Origin of the sequence: Pedobacter paludisoli, assembly GCF_052344095.1 — a bacterium.
Lineage (GTDB): Bacteria > Bacteroidota > Bacteroidia > Sphingobacteriales > Sphingobacteriaceae > Pedobacter.
The window spans coordinates 3,964,630-3,983,136 of sequence record NZ_CP179926.1; the positions used below are offsets into that span (position 1 = coordinate 3,964,630).

General features: G+C 36.9%; 15 protein-coding genes and 2 tRNA genes. 11 read left to right on the plus strand and 6 right to left on the minus strand.

The genetic code is table 11. The annotated features are described in order from the left end of the window. The first annotated feature begins 29 nt into the window (after positions 1–29). The 3 genes from ACJVDK_RS16315 to ACJVDK_RS16325 all read left to right on the plus strand — a co-directional run bounded on the left by ACJVDK_RS16315 (position 30) and on the right by ACJVDK_RS16325 (position 3,001). Complete coding sequence (locus ACJVDK_RS16315) at positions 30–1,565, plus strand: IS1182 family transposase (protein WP_443936436.1); 1,536 nt, start codon at positions 30–32, stop codon at positions 1,563–1,565. A 147-nt stretch (positions 1,566–1,712) separates the two neighbouring features. Then, entirely contained in the window at positions 1,713–2,072 is a 360-nt protein-coding gene (locus tag ACJVDK_RS16320) for a ribosomal maturation YjgA family protein (RefSeq protein ID WP_443937729.1), read from the plus strand. A 74-nt stretch (positions 2,073–2,146) separates the two neighbouring features. Then, complete coding sequence (locus tag ACJVDK_RS16325) at positions 2,147–3,001, plus strand: amidohydrolase family protein (protein ID WP_443937730.1); 855 nt, start codon at positions 2,147–2,149, stop codon at positions 2,999–3,001. A gap of 212 nt (positions 3,002–3,213) precedes the next feature. On the opposite strand, the gene ACJVDK_RS16330 is transcribed toward ACJVDK_RS16325, so the two are convergent. Genes ACJVDK_RS16330 through ileS form a run of 3 tightly spaced genes read right to left on the minus strand, consistent with a single transcriptional unit; the run spans position 3,214 to position 7,635 of the window. After that, complete coding sequence (locus tag ACJVDK_RS16330; RefSeq protein WP_443937731.1) at positions 3,214–3,816, minus strand: lipoprotein signal peptidase; 603 nt, start codon at positions 3,814–3,816, stop codon at positions 3,214–3,216. Then, on the minus strand, positions 3,816–4,199 hold the full coding sequence (locus ACJVDK_RS16335; protein WP_443937732.1) for a TraR/DksA family transcriptional regulator: 384 nt from the start codon (positions 4,197–4,199) through the stop codon (positions 3,816–3,818). The genes ACJVDK_RS16330 and ACJVDK_RS16335 overlap by 1 nt, the downstream gene beginning before the upstream one ends. 34 nt (positions 4,200–4,233) lie before the next feature. Continuing rightward, positions 4,234–7,635, minus strand: a complete 3,402-nt coding sequence (gene ileS, locus ACJVDK_RS16340; protein ID WP_443937733.1) for an isoleucine--tRNA ligase — start codon at positions 7,633–7,635, stop codon at positions 4,234–4,236. Positions 7,636–7,904: 269 nt separating this feature from the next. Between ileS and ACJVDK_RS16345 the strand changes: the two genes are divergently transcribed. Next, positions 7,905–8,156 (plus strand): hypothetical protein, encoded by a 252-nt coding sequence (locus ACJVDK_RS16345; RefSeq protein ID WP_443937734.1) that lies wholly within the window; start codon positions 7,905–7,907, stop codon positions 8,154–8,156. A gap of 15 nt (positions 8,157–8,171) precedes the next feature. Here the strand turns inward: ACJVDK_RS16345 and ACJVDK_RS16350 are convergent, their stop codons facing one another. Continuing rightward, a complete protein-coding gene (locus ACJVDK_RS16350) occupies positions 8,172–8,552 on the minus strand; it encodes a hypothetical protein (protein WP_443937735.1) in 381 nt (126 codons plus the stop codon). Positions 8,553–8,885: 333 nt separating this feature from the next. Beyond that, positions 8,886–11,237, minus strand: a complete 2,352-nt coding sequence (locus tag ACJVDK_RS16355; protein ID WP_443937736.1) for an efflux RND transporter permease subunit — start codon at positions 11,235–11,237, stop codon at positions 8,886–8,888. A gap of 115 nt (positions 11,238–11,352) precedes the next feature. Here ACJVDK_RS16355 and recO point away from each other — a divergent pair, with 115 nt between their 5' ends. The 7 genes from recO (at position 11,353) to ACJVDK_RS16390 (ending at position 18,062) form a co-directional block, all read left to right on the plus strand. Continuing rightward, the gene (recO, locus tag ACJVDK_RS16360; RefSeq protein WP_443937737.1) at positions 11,353–12,078 is read left to right on the plus strand and encodes a DNA repair protein RecO; all 726 of its coding nucleotides are present in this window, start codon (positions 11,353–11,355) and stop codon (positions 12,076–12,078) included. 101 nt (positions 12,079–12,179) lie between these two features. Continuing rightward, positions 12,180–12,257 (plus strand) — tRNA-Val (locus tag ACJVDK_RS16365). 28 nt (positions 12,258–12,285) lie between these two features. Beyond that, positions 12,286–12,360, plus strand: a tRNA-Val gene (locus ACJVDK_RS16370). Positions 12,361–12,789: 429 nt separating this feature from the next. Next, positions 12,790–13,791 carry a glycoside hydrolase family 43 protein gene (locus ACJVDK_RS16375; protein WP_443937738.1) on the plus strand — a complete coding sequence of 334 codons (1,002 nt, stop codon included), beginning with the start codon at positions 12,790–12,792 and terminating at the stop codon, positions 13,789–13,791. Between the two features lie 26 nt (positions 13,792–13,817). Then, positions 13,818–16,391, plus strand: coding sequence for an alpha-L-arabinofuranosidase C-terminal domain-containing protein (locus tag ACJVDK_RS16380; RefSeq protein WP_443937739.1), 2,574 nt, complete (start codon positions 13,818–13,820; stop codon positions 16,389–16,391). 107 nt (positions 16,392–16,498) lie between these two features. Further along, positions 16,499–17,410 carry a hypothetical protein gene (locus tag ACJVDK_RS16385; protein ID WP_443937740.1) on the plus strand — a complete coding sequence of 304 codons (912 nt, stop codon included), beginning with the start codon at positions 16,499–16,501 and terminating at the stop codon, positions 17,408–17,410. A gap of 10 nt (positions 17,411–17,420) precedes the next feature. Next, entirely contained in the window at positions 17,421–18,062 is a 642-nt protein-coding gene (locus tag ACJVDK_RS16390; protein WP_443937741.1) for a class I SAM-dependent methyltransferase, read from the plus strand. Between the two features lie 8 nt (positions 18,063–18,070). Here ACJVDK_RS16390 and ACJVDK_RS16395 read toward each other — a convergent pair whose 3' ends face one another. Further along, positions 18,071–18,238, minus strand: a complete 168-nt coding sequence (locus ACJVDK_RS16395; RefSeq protein WP_443937742.1) for a hypothetical protein — start codon at positions 18,236–18,238, stop codon at positions 18,071–18,073. Positions 18,239–18,507 lie beyond the last annotated feature (269 nt).

The window sequence follows — 18,507 nt, forward strand, 5'->3', positions numbered from 1 at the left end:
GATATTTAAGTATAAATATTTAGAAATTTATGTCGTCAAAAACCCCTGTTTTCAAGCCTTATTACCAAGATCAGATGATGGCTTTTCCACCTACATTTGACGAATTAATAACTGCAGGGCACCCAGTTAGGATAGTTAACGATGTGATAAACAAAATCAATATCCAAAGCCTGCTAAATGCCTATCAAATCAAAGGCAGCTCGAGTTATCACCCTCAAATGCTCTTAAAGATTCTAGTTTATGGGTATGTAAGTAACGTTTATAGCAGCAGGAAACTAGAAACTGCTTGTCGGGAGAATATTAACTTTATGTGGCTTAGTGGAATGAGTTATCCAGATCACAATACCATTAATCGTTTTCGCGGGGTTCGTTTAAAAGAACACTTGCGCAAAATATTCGAAGAAGTTGTTTTGTTATTAGCCGAAGAAGGCTTATTGAGTATAGAAGAAGTTTATACCGATGGCACCAAAATAGAGGCAAATGCCAATAAATATACTTTTGTATGGAAAAAGGCTATTCAAACCAATAAAGAAAAGATGAAGTTGGCTTTAGCCGATATTTGGACTTATGCCCAAAGTATAACTAAAGCTGAAGATGAACTTCCTGATCCACCTGATTTTACCGAAATAAATAAAGAGAAAGTACAAGCAACGGTAGATAAGCTTAATGAAGTATTAGCTGATAATCCCGATGCAAATAAAAAGATTAAAAACAAGCTGAAATACATCAGTAAAGAATATCCAAAAAAGATAGCTGAATATGAGGTAAAAGAGGCTATTTTAGGTAATCGCAATAGCTACAGCAAAACCGATGAGGATGCCACATTTATGCGTATGAAAGAGGATCATATGCGTAATGGCCAGTTAAAAGCGGGTTATAATGTACAGATATCAACCTCAAACCAGTTTATTGTAAACTACACCATTCACCCAAACCCAACCGATACCACCACTTTAAAAGCCCACATCGAACAACACGAGACCAGCTTTGGCAAAAGTTTAAAAAGCATTACCGCAGATGCAGGATATGGTAGTGAAGAAAATTACGAACTATTGGAGCAGAAAGGAATTGAAGCTTATGTTAAATACAATATGTTCGACAAAGAGCAAAATGAACGATATACCAGTAAGAAAAGCTTTCAAGCCGACAAGTTATTTTACAACCAGGAACAAGATTGTTATATCTGCCCAATGGGCCAACAGATGCATTACATTGGCGATGCAAAACGAAAAACCAGTACCGGTTTCGAACAAACAAGTAAAAGATATCAAGCAAGAAATTGCAGCAATTGCCCATTAAATGGTGTTTGTCATAAATCGCAAGGAAACCGAATAATAGAAATTAACACTAATCTACTCAGCCATAAACAAACAGCTTATCAATTGCTAAACAGCGAGAAAGGAATTGAGAAGCGAAAGCAACGATGTTATGATGTTGAGCCAGTTTTCGGAAATATTAAACAGAACCAAGGGTTCCGCCGCTTTATGCTCCGTGGAAAAGAAAAAGTGGCAATAGAATGGGGATTATTGGCAATCGCACAAAATATAAGGAAAAAAGCAGCTTAAAAAGACTGTTTTTTCATGCTTTTTGAAAAATTGAACAGCTAAAACTGATTTTAGACCATACCATGTCCAAATGATACCAAATTGGAAATAAAATAAAAAAGAGGCCGTCTCGGTATTTTGGGACAGCCTCTTTATTGTATACAATAAATGAAATTAACGTTCAATCTCAAGTTCTTTTTTATAACCATCCTTATTTTTCTCGCAGAGGTATTTATAGGGCTTTATCTTCATGATGCTATTATCCGTCCGTTTGGGGGAGATGTATTGGTGGTCGTGCTGATCTATAGTTTTTTACGTACTTTTTTGCAGACCAATTACCAAAAGCTTGCCTTTGGCGTATTGTTGTTCTCTTTTGTTGTTGAGTTTTTGCAAGCTCTGAATTATGTCAATTGGTTTGGTTGGGAGCATAACCCTTTAATGAGCACCATTTTGGGAACGTATTTTAGTGTGTACGTTTTGCTCGCTTACTCGATTGGCTATGTAATATGTTTGTTCATGAAGGATTAGTGACGCATATTTTATTCAATTCGTTTTCTTAGCCCAGTTTAATGCGTTATTTTAGCCTATAATCAATTATAATTATGAGCAGGAATATTGTGGATACCCATGTCCATATTTGGGATTTAACACGTGCAAAATACGCTTGGCTAGAAGGCGATAAAAGTATTTTGAATCAGAGTTATCAGTTAGAGCAGTTATTGCCTTCGATGGCAGAAGCGGGTGTTATAAAGGGTGTTTTAGTTCAGGCGGCAAATACATTAGAAGATACTCATTTAATGTTCGAAGCTGCACGAGCGCATTCAGAAATAGCAGGCGTAGTGGCATGGCTCCCTTTAGAAAATCCGGAGCAAACACAACACATTCTTCAAAATGAATTTCTCATGGAGCCTTATTTTAAGGGCGTACGTCATTTAATACACAATGAGCCTACGGCAGATTGGTTATTGCAGCCAAATGTATTGGAGAGCTTACAGGTGCTTGCAGATGCCAACATCCCGTATGATGTGGTAGGAATTAATACCCAACATCTGGAAACAGTTGCGCGAGTGGTTGAAAAAGTACCCAATTTACGTTTGGTGTTGGATCATTTAAATCAACCACCTATGTCGAGGAAAGAACGGTTTGGTAGATGGGGTGTGTTAATGGCGGAGCTGGCACAGCATGAAAACGTGTATGCGAAAATATCGGGATTAGGTACGGCATCTGGAAATTTGGCTGCATGGGGTGTTAACGATATTGAACCGTATGTGGCCTATGCTGTGGAAGCCTTTGGTACGCGTCGTTGCTTTTGTGGTGGTGATTGGCCGGTTAGTTTATTGGCGGGTTCTTATGCACAGGTATGGGATACCTATGTAGAGGTGTTATCGGGCTTGCTGTCTGCAGAAGATTGTACACGCGTTTTACATTCGAATGCTATTGATTTTTATGCGCTCTAAGGTAGGCGTTAGATAGATTTCTAGTAGCAAACTTGGTGCCTAAACCGATAGGATGGATGCCGATTTTCTGCGGCAGTAAGGATAGCAGGAGCTGCGCAGATAGCTTTACAGACCTTGCTTTTCTATAAATAATTCAATTTTTAGAAAGTGTTTTTCAAAACAAAGCCCCATTTGATTTATCAAGTGGGGCTTTGATTGGTTCAGGTTGATTTTTAATCTTCTACGATTTCGCTGTTAATGCTTACCTCGTCTTTTACATCTTCTTTAAAGTAATTCTTTTGGAAGATTAAAATGAGGATGACGCCAAGCGATATGGCAGCATCGGCAAGGTTGAATACCGGGCGGAAGAAAACAAATTCTTCGCCTCCCCAAATTGGAAACCAGCTTGGAAAATGCCCACTAACAAGTGGGAAATAAAGCATATCGACCACGCGACCGTGGAAGAGACTTTCGTATTTGTAGAGTACTCCGTAGAATACTGAGTCGATAATGTTGCCTAAAGCGCCGGCAAAAATTAAGGCTACATTTAGGATTAAACCTCTATGATGTTTATGTTTTATGAGATAATGCAGGCCATAGCCAATGCCACCAACGGCGGCAATACGAAATAGGGATAAGGCTAGCTTACCAAACTCTCCACCGAATTCCATTCCAAAGGCCATTCCATTGTTCTCGGTAAAATGGATGATGAACCATTTGCCAAGAATGTGGAACTCTTGCCCCATATACATATTAAGCTTTACCCAGGTTTTTAATGCCTGATCGGCCAATAAAACCAGTAAAATGATAATTAAAGGTTTGGTATAGCCTTTCATTAACCTTGCTTTAGTTTAGCTTCCATACTTAAAGTTGCATGCGGTACGGCACGTAAACGTTCTTTTTGAATGAGTTTACCGGTCTCGCGACAAATGCCGTACGTTTTGTTTTCAATACGTACCAATGCATTTTCAAGGTTATCGATGAATTTTCTTTGGCGTGCAGCTAATTGGTTAATTTGTTCCTTTTCCATGGTTGCTGAGCCATCTTCTAGCGTTTTGTAGGCGCCCGAAGTATCTTCAGTTCCGTTAGCATTTGGATTGCTTAAAGAGCTCGACAAAGAATTTAACTCTTCTTTTGCCATGCGCAATTTATCCTGAATTAATTCTTTGAATTCTTGAAGTTCACTGTCTGAGTAGCGTGTTTTGTTACTATTTTCCATGTTTGTTTTATAGTTTTCTAATGTATGGATTTCTTTATATTTTATTAACTAAAATGTTTAGTTCAACATTGTCAATAACAATTTTGTTTCCATTATTTAAATTTTCAACCAATTTAAATTCGTCAGCTAAAATTTCGGCGCAAATGTAGGCGCTATTTTTAGCAAAAGCATCGGCTACTAATATATCATTTTGTAACTGAACTTTTATTCTATCGGTTACTTCGAAGTTTAATTCTTTGCGTAAGTTTTGCACACGGTTTACTAACTCGCGTGAAATACCTTCTTGTTTTAATTCTTCGGTGATGGTAACGTCAAGTGCTACAGTTAGATTGCCTAAGTTGGTTACTTGCCATCCTGGAATATCTTCGGCAAAAACTTCTACATCATCTTTTAAATCGATGGTATATTCTACGTTGTCGGTTCCTACTACCATTAGAATACCATCGCTTTCTAAACGATAAATATCGTCTTGACTGGCATTTTCAAGGGCTTGTTTAACCAGGCTCATGTCTTTGCCTACTTTTTTACCCAATGATTTAAAGTTTGGCTTCAACTTTTTCTTCACGATTCCATGTGTATCGGTAATAAATTCGATGTTTTTCACATTGGTCTCAGATAAGATGTAATCGGCAACTTTTGCTATTTTTTGTTCAAAATCGCTGTTTAACGAAGGGATTAGAATCTTTTCTAAAGGTTGACGCACGTTTATTTCTGATTTCTTACGCAATGATAATACCATGGATGATATATCTTGCGCATATAGCATGCGTTCGTTAAGAGCGTTATCCAATAGGCTGTCATCGGCATCTTTCCATAGCGTTAAATGTACCGATTGCTCAGCTGTTTTATCGGTAACGGTTAAGTTTTTGTACAACCAATCGGCAAAGAAAGGTGCAATTGGACTCATTAATTGGGCCAATGTTTCTAAGCAGGTATATAAAGTTTCATAAGCCGCACGTTTATCGGCAGTCATCTCGCCTTTCCAGAAACGACGACGACTTAAGCGGATAAACCAGTTACTTAAGTGCTCGTCAACAAACGTTTGGATGGCTCTTGCAGCTTTGGTTGGCTCGTAGGTGTTGTAGCTTTCATCAACTTCTTTGATTAGGTTCTGCAATAATGATAAAATCCAACGGTCTAATTCCGAACGCTCTGAAACTTTGCTTAAATTGTTTTTATCGATTTCGAATTTATCGATGTTCGCATATAAGGCAAAGAATGCATAGGTGTTGTACAATGTGCCGAAAAATTTGCGGCGTACTTCATCTAAGCCTTCCAAGTTAAATTTAAGGTTATCCCATGGCGATGCATTGCTAATCATATACCAACGGGTTGCATCGGCACTGTAGGTTTCAATGGTGCTGAACGGATCAACAGCGTTGCCCAAACGTTTAGACATTTTGTTCCCGTTTTTATCGAGTACTAAACCATTTGATACCACGTTTTTGAACGCAACTCCTGGATTGCCTACCTTTTCGTTTACAGCTTTAATCTCATCACTTGCTTCGCTTAACATAACCGCAATGGCATGTAAGGTAAAGAACCAGCCACGCGTTTGGTCAACACCTTCGGCGATAAAGTCGGCTGCGTAGGCGTTCTCAAATTCTTCTTTGTTTTCAAAAGGGAAATGCCATTGCGCATACGGCATGGCACCACTATCAAACCAAACATCGATTAAGTCTGTTTCGCGGAACATTTTCTCGCCTTTGCTCGATGTAAGGATTACATCGTCAACATAAGGGCGGTGCATGTCTTTTAATTCAAAACCTGCTGGCATAAAACCGGCTTCAATAGATTGAGCAATTTCGGTATTTAGTTCTGCAACTGAACCGATACATTTCTCTTCAGAACCATCTTTTGTACGCCAAATAGGTAGTGGCGTACCCCAATAGCGCGAACGCGATAAATTCCAATCCACCAAGTTTTCTAACCAGTTGCCAAAACGACCCGTTCCGGTGCTTTCTGGTTTCCAGTTAATGGTTTTATTTAAGGCCACCATTTTATCTTTTACTGCGGTAGTTTTGATAAACCAGCTATCCAACGGATAATACAATACCGGTTTATCGGTTCTCCAGCAGTGTGGATAGGTGTGGACATATTTTTCAACCTTAAAGGCTTTATTTTCTTCTTTTAATTGGATAGCGATTTCAACATCAACTGATTTTTCAGGTGCTAAACCATCCGCATAATATTCGTTTTTAACGTATTTTCCTCCGTATTTGCTCCCCAGTGCAGCAACAAATTTACCTTGTAAATCTACCAATGGAACTGGATTTCCTTGCTCATCTAAAATTAACATCGGTGGCACTTCCGGAGTAGCCATTTTAGCAACGCGCGCATCGTCTGCACCAAAAGTTGGAGCCGTATGTACGATACCGGTACCATCTTCCGTAGTTACGAAATCTCCCGAAATTACTCTAAAGGCATTTTCAGGGTTTTGGTAAGGAAGAACAAAAGGCAGTAATTGTTCGTATTTAATGCCAACTAAATCTTGGCCAATAAATTCTTTTACAATTTGATAAGGAATTTTTTTGTCTTCCGCTTGGTATGCGCTTAAATCGGTATCGCTTTCCGCTAGAAAATACTTTCCTGCAAATTGTTTTCCTATTAAAGGTTTTGCCAAGATTACTTGGATAGGTTCAAATGTGTATTGGTTAAATGTTTTAACCAATGCATAGTCAATTTTTGGTCCTACGGTTAATGCGGTGTTACTTGGCAAGGTCCAAGGAGTGGTGGTCCATGCTAAAAAGTGGATGCTGCCTAATCCTTGTAGGAATGCCGGTAAGCTTGCTTCAATAGCTTTAAATTGGGCTACGATAGTGGTGTCACTTACATCTTTGTAGGTGCCAGGCTGGTTTAACTCATGTGAGCTTAATCCTGTTCCCGCTGCCGGAGAATACGGTTGTACTGTATACCCTTTATATAAAAATCCTTTGTTATATAATTGTTTTAAAATCCACCAAAGGGTTTCAATGTAGTCTTTTTCGTAGGTGATATACGGATTTTCTAAATCAACCCAATAACCCATTTTTTCAGTTAAGTCGTTCCAAACATCGGTGTAGCGCATTACTTCTGTTCTACATGCTTCATTGTATTCGTCTACACTGATTTTTTTGCCAATATCCTCTTTGGTAATACCTAGTTTTTTTTCAACGGCAAGTTCAATCGGTAGGCCGTGTGTATCCCAACCACCTTTGCGTTTTACTTGAAATCCTTTTAGTGTTTTATAACGACAAAAAATGTCTTTAATAGCACGAGCCATTACGTGGTGAATCCCCGGCATTCCATTCGCCGATGGAGGTCCCTCGTAAAAAGTAAATGGGTTAGATTTCGGTCGAGAAGAAATGCTCTTCTCGAAGATATTTTCTTCTTTCCAAAAATCAAGTATTTCCTGGCCAATTTTCGCCAGTTCCAATTGTTTAAATTCCCTATACATCAATCAAGTACCTTCAAAAAAATTAAGGTGCAAAGTTAAAATTTTTCGGTCAAATTTGGTAGTTTTGATGTAAATACTTTTGCCGTGAAATTATTTAATATCGGACTTTCGTTGATGTTCGTAGCGGTTATGCTGTTACCAATTTTGTTTGTGTTAGACTCTTCTAATCGCGATTTGGTGTTATATAGTTTATATTTTTGCGGTTTCTTAGAACTAATTGGACTCATCTTTGTTTTGCTACATATAGTATCATTAAAAAGAAGAAATCCATGATTAAGCTTTTAAAGTTGCAAAAAGCTGTCTATGTTATTTTAGCCGGCTTTAGCCTTTCACTTCTCTATTGGTTATTCGAGGCAAATAATGTGAAAGGAGTATTGTTTATTAAAATTATTGCAGGAGCTCTTTTGGTAATCGGTTCTGTTTGGTTTTTGTATCCCATTTTATGGTCAAAAGACGATGGAGATGGCAAAGTTGACATTATTACAGACCCAACAGTAGAAGAGAAAGAATCAGATTTATAACTAGACCATTAGACCTTATAGGTATGGGAAAAAATCTTTTTTTTCATTTTTGTGAGAAGCAATAAACTTTTCTATGCCTCCAAACCAATCGAATACTGAATTTCGTTGAATTTTAGTTGTTTTGTTGAGATTAATAATTGAATTGTATGACGAGTATTCCCATTCATCTGCCGATTTACAGAATCCGTGATGAACGGGATTTTGATGTATATAGTTGATTAATTTTGTAAAATAGGTTTCATTATCGATTTCTTTTCTTCGAGTATAGTCTAAAAATAAAGCGCCCTGTCTATTCTGCTGTTTGTTAAATGCTTTTGCATAACTATTTAAGAAATTGCTCAGTCGTTGCATAATGAATTTGTGGAAATCAAATTCGCTGGCATTGTTTTTAGCCAATCGCCTTATTTCTTGTTTATTGCGTACTTGTATTAAAAAATATAATGATTGGACATTAAACAATCACTGTACATTTTTGCTATCGGAGAAATATATTGGTCAAATCGATTGAGGAAGAAAATGTAATTGTCGTGTGTTTTAAATAGCTTTTCGTTTCCTACTGCGTGATTATAGATGTGATAAAAATTGTCGGGATGAAATTTGGCTAGATATTTCATGGCAATTTTTAGTGAAGATACTAAAAGATATTAAACCTATAAGGTTTCAAAAATTTGAGGCTACTAAATAACTAAACCCATAAGGTTTTTAAAACCTTATGGGTTTGAAGGTACATTAATGATCAAATTCTTGTGCATTTCGCAATGATTCTTCATCTGAAATCACTTTGCGAATTTTTTTCTTGTCTAACCATAAAACCAAAGCCGGTAATAAGGTTAAATTAAATACTAGAGCCACCAATAAGGTAATGGAAAGCAGTAGACCAAGTACTACCGTTCCTCCAAAGGTTGAAGCCGTGAAGATACCAAAGCCAAAGAATAAAATTAAGGCAATGTGAGTCATGCTAACGCCCGTTTCAGTGATTGTATCAGTTATAACCTTGGTTACACCAAAGTTTGTTAGATTTAATTCTTGCTGGTAGCGTGTTAAAAAATAGATGGTTTGATCGGATGCTAAACCAAAGGCAATGGTGAAAATCAAAATGGTTGAGGGTTTTAGCGGGATGCCAAAATAACCCATGATACCAGCTGTAATAATTAAGGGTACCACATTAGGAAGCAATGAAACAAACATAATTCCTAAGCTCTTGAATTGCGCTAAACGTAATAACGAGATGAGAACAATCGCGAGTGCAATACTTTCAACCAAATGCTCTAACATGTAATCGGTACCTTTCGAAAAAATAATACTCGATCCGGTAAGCTCCACATTGAATTTTGCTGGAGGCAAAATGCTATCGATACGAGGTTTTAATTCGGCGATAATGGCATCTAAACGTTTAGAACCTACATCTGCCATTTGAAAACTGATGCGTGTGCTTTGATTATCTTTGGTAACAAAATTGGTTAATAAACTCGCATTTCCTTTGCCGCCATTCGCGATGTACGCTAAAATGAAATTTTTCTCCATGTTGTCTGGAAGACGGAAAAAAGTAGTGTCATTGTTGTAAAAGGCCTGCGTGGCGTATTTTAAACCCATGTTTACGGAAATAGGGCGAGAAAACTCTGGATAAGATGCAATCATTTTTTCCATTTTCTCAATCCGCTTCAGATTGGTTAAATTGAACACACCATTTTTTCTTTTCGTATCTACGCTTACCTCTAAAGGCAAAATGCCTTCAAAATTCTTTTCAAAAAATTTTAAGTCGGTTAAAATTTCAGAGTTTTTAGGGAGGTCATCTACTACATAGCCATTTACATTAATGCGCAACACACCTACGAATGCGATAACAGAAATAATGAGGGTTGCCAAATAAATGAGGCTGCTTTCGTGCTGTACAAGATGATCGGTTTTCACCAATAACTTATGTAAAAAGCCTTCCTCTAAATGGGTTTGCGTTTTTAATTTAGGAGCCGGTAAATAGCTGAAAATGATCGGTACCAAGCATAAGCACATTAACCAGGTTACCATTACGTTAATGGATGCCACACTGCCAAATTGCATCAGTAATTCACTTCCGGTAAAGTATAATACGCCAAAACCAATGGCCGCAGTAATGTTAGCAATTAGGGTGGTAACGGCAATTCTTTCGATGGTTACGCTTAATGCCTTTTCTTTATCTTGATGTTTTCTTAGTTCGTTTTGATATTTGTTGAGTAATAAAATACTGTTAGGAATACCAATGATTACAATAAGTGGTGGGATGAGCCCGGTTAAAATGGTCAGTTCGTATCCAAATAAAACTAAGGTGCCAATACTCCATATAACGCCCATAATCACCACCAAAATAGGAAAGAAAACGGCATAGAATTTTCTGAAAAATATCAGGAGAATCAGGGCTGAAACTAAAATAGATAAGCCAAGAAAAAGGACAAATTCGTTGCTTACTAATTTACTTACTGCTGTTCGGATATATGGAAGACCAGAAACGTGGGTTTCAATTTTTGTGTTTTTTTCAAAAGTGGCTACTTTTTCTTCAATTTGTTGAAGGATAGGATTTCGTTTTACAGAGTTTAAAATCTTGCTATCAAATGTAATGGCCATCAAGGTAGCATTCTGTTTGTTAAAGACTAATCCTTCAAAAAATGGCGTGTTTAGTAACGTTGTTTTAATGGAGTCCATTCTCGCATCATCGTTAACCGGACCACCTGGAATAGGTTTTAAAATAAACTTCTGATTGAGTGTATCTTTCTCTAACTGAAAAATTCGTCCGATGGACAATACTTGTTTAATTCCCTTAATTTTTTGGATATCGTTGGTAAGATTAACCCATTGGTTATAGGTTTCTTTTTTGAAAATTTCTGGGCTTTGAATACCCACTACCATGATATTTCCGTCCTCGCCAAAAGTCTTTCTGAAAGCACTGTACTTGATAAAAGCACTATCGGTTAAGGGTAATATTTTACTCCCTGTGTATGATAGCTTAACATTTTTTGCTTGCCAAGCCATGAAAATAGTTCCTAAAAGAAAGAATACAATAATGCTAATTCGATTTTTTAGGATAAATTTTGATAGTGTGATCCACATAGTTGTGTTGTTAATTATTTAAAGGCAAAACTAATCTTATTTAGTATTGATGAAGGCTTTTCTTTATTAAAATTTGTAAAATAAACTATTTTTGGAGAAAAATGTTTTGAACGCGATGCTACATAAAGTCAGAGGGATTGTATTAAAAACAACCAATTATAGCGAGAGTAGCGTAATTGTTCAAGTGTTTACAGATAAGTTTGGGATGCAGTCTTATTTGATAAATGGTGTAAAAAAACCGAAGGCTAAAATTAAGATGAACATGCTTCAATCCTTGCATTTGCTGGATATGGTAGTTTATCATAAAGCAAATACTGCCATTCAAAGGATTGCTGAGTTGCGGACAACCCCAGTTTTTACCTCTATTCCATACGATGTGTTAAAAAGTAGCATCGTTATTTTTTTAAATGAAGTTTTGTATAAAAGCATTCGCCAGCAATCAACAGATGAAGGTTTGTTCAATTATATTTTTAATGCAATAGCTTGGTTTGATGAATGTGAAGATTTTCATCCTAATTTTCATTTATCTTTTCTGTTAAAGTTGAGCCGATTTTTAGGTTTCGCGCCAAATTGTAATCGAAGAAATGATCAAGATTTCTTTGATTTACATGAAGGAGAATTTGTTTCGCGTCGCCCAATTCATGCAAATTATCTAGAATTAACTGATGCAACGAACTTTATTTCGCTTTTTACGATCCCAATTGAAAAATTAGTTGAGCTAAAGTTTACGAATGCGGAGCGACGGTATCTTTTAGATAAGATATTGGTTTTCTACGCGTTGCATACTGCTTCCTTTGGCGAAGTACAGTCGCACAAAATTTTAGAAACACTTTTAAGTTAAAAAAAGTAAAAAAAGATTTGCAGAACAATTTTATAGCGCTATATTTGCATTCCCAAACGCAAGAGGGGTGGTTAGATTGGATAGTCTACTAAAAAAATATTGGAAAATTAGCTCAGCTGGTTCAGAGCACCTCGTTTACACCGAGGGGGTCGGGGGTTCGAATCCCTCATTTTCCACCAATCACTTTGTGATTTAATTTGAAATATTGGAAAATTAGCTCAGCTGGTTCAGAGCACCTCGTTTACACCGAGGGGGTCGGGGGTTCGAATCCCTCATTTTCCACTTAAAAGGGATAATCCAAAGATTTTCCCTTTTTTTATGCCCATTTTTTTCTTATCGAACGAATTCGATTTCCAAATTTCACCGTAATATTCTTTTAATTGTTTTAAAAAGCGGGCTTTTCAAATGATTTTTTCTTACCCATGTCTAAATCGTTAAGCAATGCTCAAAAAAGAAAATCAAGTATTCTGTCGTTGGTATTTAGTCTAGCAACGTCCATCATCGGAAAATTAATACCCAAATTTGATTGCGGAGAGACTCAAAATTTTGTCTAGGAAAGAATTAAAAGTTTATCGCTGATTTATAATCTTTTGTATGACGATTATTATTTATTTTTGGTTCTTCACACACTAACCAAATCAATAGAAAAAAATGAATTCCTATAAATTTATTATTTGTATCGTGGTCTTGGTGATTTTTTCGACAGGCATAATGGCACAAAAAAGCACTAAATTACCCAAAGAAAAAGATATGTCAGCTTATTTGATGGTGTATTTCAAAGACGATACGCATGGACTTTATATGGCATTGAGTAAAGATGGTCGAAGCTTTACCGATGTAAATAAAGCTAAACCGATTATTGCGGGTGATACAATTGCAGAACAAAAAGGCATTCGCGATCCATACATTTGCCGGGGACCAGATGGTATGTTCTACATGGCGTTAACCGATTTGCATATATATGCCCAAAAACAGGGCTATCGCGATACAGAATGGGAACGCGACGGGAATCAATACGGTTGGGGGAACAACAGAGGCTTGGTTTTAATGAAATCTAAAGACCTCATTAATTGGACACACAGCGTGTTGCGGGTAGATAAATCTTTTCCGGAATTAGCCGATATTGGTTGTGCTTGGGCACCAGAATTGATTTATGATGAAGACCAAAAGAAAATGATGATATATTTTACCATGCGTTTTGGTAAAGGACTTGATAAGGTGTACTATTCTTATATGAATAAGGATTTCACGCGCTTAGAAACAGCTCCAAAACTTTTGTTCAGCTATCCCAAGAATGTGTCGTACATCGATGCCGATATCACCAAAGTAGGAAATCAATATCACTTATTTTATGTGCCGCACGATGGTACTTCGGGAGTGAAACAAGTAGTTTCAACAAAAATTAACAGCGATTATCAATACGATGATAAATGGTATGATCCGGAAGATAAAGGATGTGAAGCCCCAACCGTATATAAACTAATCGGAGAAAATAAATGGATACTCATTTATGATATCTATCGCATTAATCCACATAATTTTGGGTTTAGTGAAACCAGCGATTTTAAAAACTTTACGAATTTGGGTCGTTTTAATGAAGGAGTTATGAAATCGACCAATTTTTCATCGCCAAAACATGGAGCAGTAATTCATTTAACAAAGAAAGAAGCGAACAAGCTTGCTCAAAATTGGAAATTAGAAATGCAGTTTTAATCTTACATTAATTAAGCCACCGTAACATGTTTAATCTACGCACCTCTCTACCGATCCTATTTTTTTTAATCGCTCCTTTCACGCTCTTTGCTAAGCATACTAAAATTATTAATGAGCCTGATTCTGCATATTTGTTTTCGTACAACACCAATGGACTATGTTTTGCCTGGAGCACCGATAACAAAAATTGGACACCAATAGGTAAAGGAAATATTTTTTTAAAGAGCGATTATGGACGCTGGGGCTCTGAAAAGAAAATGATTACACCCTATCTCATTAAAGGGAATAAAAATGAGTGGGTATGTGTATGGAGCTTAAACGATAGAACCAATCAGTTTGCTGTCGCAACGTCTAAGAACCTGATTGCCTGGGGGCCACAGCATTACCCTTACGTTGTTTTAGGGAAAAATGTGTTAAAACCAATTATCACGTTTGATGCTAATAAAAATGATTATGCTATTATTTACACAGATGTGGATGGAAAGTATTTTCAAGTTAGAACGAGCGATTTCATTACGTATTCAAAATCGGTTCAAGTTTCAATAGACGCCTACCAGAATCAAAGTCAAGCAGCCGAATTAAATGGAAAAACCATTGGTCAGTCGCATCGTGTACCTTGGTCGGTGATTCGTGATTTGCAAAAAGTTTATGAAGGGCAACAATATAAAGCCATGCAAAATCGTGAAACGACTAAAGAAGATGTAAATCGCTTTGCTGGATTAAAAGACGTTGATTTGAATATTACAGCTCAGCCAAATCGAGCAAAAAATATTAGTAATATGCTAACGGGCGTGTTTTTTGAAGACATCAACTATGCCGCTGATGGTGGATTGTACGCCGAGTTGATTCAAAACAGAGATTTTGAGTACCGCCCTTCTGATAAATTATTTAGGGATATAAACTGGACTAATACTTATGCATGGTCGGTAAATGGAAAGGCTGTGTTACGCGTGGATAGCATTGGACCAATTCATCCAAATAATGCGCATTACGCAGTTTTAGATGTTCAAGAAGGAGGAGCTTCATTGGTAAACAACGGCTTCGACAATATCCTGGTTAAAAAAGATGAAACGTATAATTTTTCGGCATTTGTAAAAACCCTATCAGCTTCTAGTGCTGATTTTGAAGTTTTTCTTGTAGATAATAATCAAAAAGTTTTGGCAAGCACACGATTGAAAACCTCGGGAGGATGGAAAGCTATAAAGGGGACTTTAAAAGCTTCCGTCGATTCCAAAAATGCCCGATTGGAAATCAAGATGCTACATCCAGGTAAATATGCTTTTGATATGGTATCTCTTTTCCCTCAAAATACCTTTAAGGGACGCAAAAATGGATTGAGAAATGATTTAGCAAATACTATTGCTGCTATTCAGCCAAAATTTGTTCGTTTTCCGGGAGGCTGTGTTGCGCATGGCGATGGAATAGAAAACATTTATAAATGGAAAAATTCCATCGGACCTTTAGAATCGCGAAAACCCGATCGTAATTTATGGGGATATCATCAAACCATGGGTTTAGGGTATTTCGAGTATTTTCAATTTTGTGAAGACATTGGTGCTGCACCTGTACCAGTAGTAGCGGCGGGTGTGCCTTGTCAAAATTCGGGTACCGGTGGCGGCGGACAGCAAGGGGGGATACCCATGGGTGAAATGGACCAATACATTCAGGATATTGTAGATTTGGTAGAATATGCAAATGGATCAGTTAATACTACCTGGGGAAAAAAAAGAGCAGAGGCCGGGCATCCCAAGCCTTTTAATCTAAAATATATCGGTATTGGTAATGAAGACCAGATTACGCATGTTTTTAAAGAACGCTTTACGATGATATATAAAGCCTTGCAAGAAAAACATCCCGAAATTACAATTATAGGTACTGCAGGTCCGTTTTTTGAAGGTACAGATTATGAAGAAGGATGGAAAATTGCCAGCGATTTAAAAGTGCCGGTAATTGATGAGCATTATTATCAATCTCCTGGATGGTTTATAAATAACCAACAGTATTATGATCAATACGATCGCTCAAAGTCTAAGGTTTATCTTGGTGAGTATGCGGCAAGTTTATCGGGAGGAAATAAAACAAATCTAGAAACAGCTCTTGCAGAAGCCTTATATTTAACCTCGCTTGAAAGAAATGGAGACGTGGTAGAAATGGCTTCTTACGCACCGCTCATCGCAAATGAAGGTCATACCCAATGGAATCCGGATTTAATTTATTTTAATAATGCGGAGGTAAAACCAACTACAGGATATTATGTTCAACAATTGTACGGTACCCATGCGGGTGATCGGTATATTCCTGTTAATTTAACAGTATCAAACGATCGGGATGACATTTCTAAGCGTATAGGTGTTTCTATTGTTCGTAACACGCAGCGCAATGAAATCTATGTCAAATTGGTGAATTTATTGCCAGTCAATGTAAATACGGAACTCGTTTTTGAGGATTTGGATTTAAGCAAAGCTGCTGTTGCTAAAACGGTATTAAGTGGAAATCCGGCCGAAAGGGTAGTTTGTCCAGTGTTTTCTACGACGAACATGAAAGATTCTCTGCAGTTGCCGCCTTATTCATTTACGGTACTGAAAGTGCGTTTAAAGTAATATGAAGGAGGTGTAAAGGATAATTAAACGAGTAGGTATGCTTTAATTGGATGGAAGTTTAAATTTCTTGAATTTATATCCGAAATTGCCAATGTAAAATAAATTCCATGCTGCAGAAGGTAATCCGTTTTGTTTTTTTTGGCAACTACTTTGTTGGCCTTCTTGCGGTAGCTTTAACCATCGAAGCCACTCAGCAATTGCGCTTGCCCTATAATTCAATCAATTATTTTTTGCTCTTGTTTCTTGCACCAACAGTATATTATACCTTCGCTTACAATCGGGTTTCGACCAAGCCCTCCAATTCAAATCCACGCACAAATTGGTATTTTAAGCATAAAAAGTTTATCACGCTAAGTCAAATCATTTTATTTAGTATTTGTATGGTTTTGGCTTTACGGCTTTTTGTGGTCAATTTTGAGCACATTTTACGTTTACCCGCGCCATATTGGTTGGCTATTCTTATTATTCTTATCGCTGGAATATTTTATTATGGTCTGGTGCCAAAATCAATTTTTGATTTTAATTTACGGAATACCGGTTGGCTAAAGGCCTTTGTGATTGGTTTTGTTTGGGCATGTTGCGCCAATGTGTTGCCTTTAATTATGCTCAAAATCGAAACGGGAATCGGGTATCACGATTCGGTAATGTGGACATGGCTCTTTATTAAAAACTGGATGTTTTGTACGGTAAATGCAATCATTTTTGATATTAAGGATTATCCAACGGATGCCAATAAACACCTGCGAACCTTTGTGGTTCGGTATGGTTTGCGTGCTACCATCTTTTCCATACTTATTCCTTTAATTCTGATTGGTTTGTGTTCGTTATTTGTTTTTGCGTATTTCAAAGGGTTTGGAGCACTGCAGGTCTTTTTTAATGTGCTGCCGTTCATGTTGACTTTGTATGTAGCCTATTCCATGCATAAGCGAAAAAATGTGCTATACTATTTGATGGTAATCGATGGACTTATTTTATTTAAAGCTATTTGCGGGATAATTGGGATGCAATTTGTGCGATAATTTATCAGGTATGCAAGCGAACAGAAAAAATAATTACGATAAGGTAGCAGGTTTTTATGACTCACTCAGTAGCGTAGTGTTTTTTCGGTCGCAGCGGGAAGCTCAAATCCGTCAATTGAACTACCTGTCTTCTGGAAATCGGATTTTAATTGTGGGTGGAGGAACGGGTTGGATTTTAGAAGAAATAGCTAAAAAATCACTTCAAGATTTGCGTATAGTGTATGTTGAAATCTCCGAAAAGATGATTGAAATTTCGAAAAAAAGGAACCTAACATCCCTCAAAGTTGATTTTGTGAATCAAGCAATTGAAGATGTTGATTCGGATGCGTCTTTTGATGTTGTTTTAACCCCTTTTTTGTTTGATAATTTTAAAGCAGAAAAAGCATCTTTCGTTTTCTGGAAGCTTGATAAAATGCTTAATAAAAAAGGATTATGGCTGTTTGTCGATTTTAATCTCAGTAAAAAAGGAAAATGGTGGAAATTGAGCTTGTTAAAGCTGATGTATTCTTTTTTCAAAGTTTTCTCACATGTAGAAGCGACTAGTCTTCTGAATATGGCTCCTTATTTTCAAGAAGCGAAATACATTGCTCGACAGTCGCAATCCTTTTATGGCGACTTTATACAGGCGCTGGTGTATGAGAAAGCCAGGTAAGTTTTTCGCTAATTTAAGAAAATTGCGCCCGCGATCGCAGCACCGAATAGAACAGAAATAACAACTCTATCAGCTATTACCCAAGCTTCCTTGGTAAGTGGTTTGGCAACTTTTTTTTCTCTTACCAACTTCGCATGGCTTAAACGAAGGCTTGGTCTATCTAATTTAATAATCATAGGGAAGGGTTTTTATAGGTTACTTAACGTATACAAATCTTAAGCCAAATCGGTTAAAAAATGTTTAAATGTGGATAACTTTCATTTTTAAATATTTTTAAGGTTTTATATACGAATTTACGTAAAAGTTTGTCAATTAACTGTATTGGAAATCAAACACTTGTAAAATTATGTGTCTGGCAATAAAGACTGTAAAACTATTGTTAAATTAATGTTTCTTTTTTGGGTAAATACAGATTCTTTTTCTCTGCTTTCACTTCCTTTTAGTG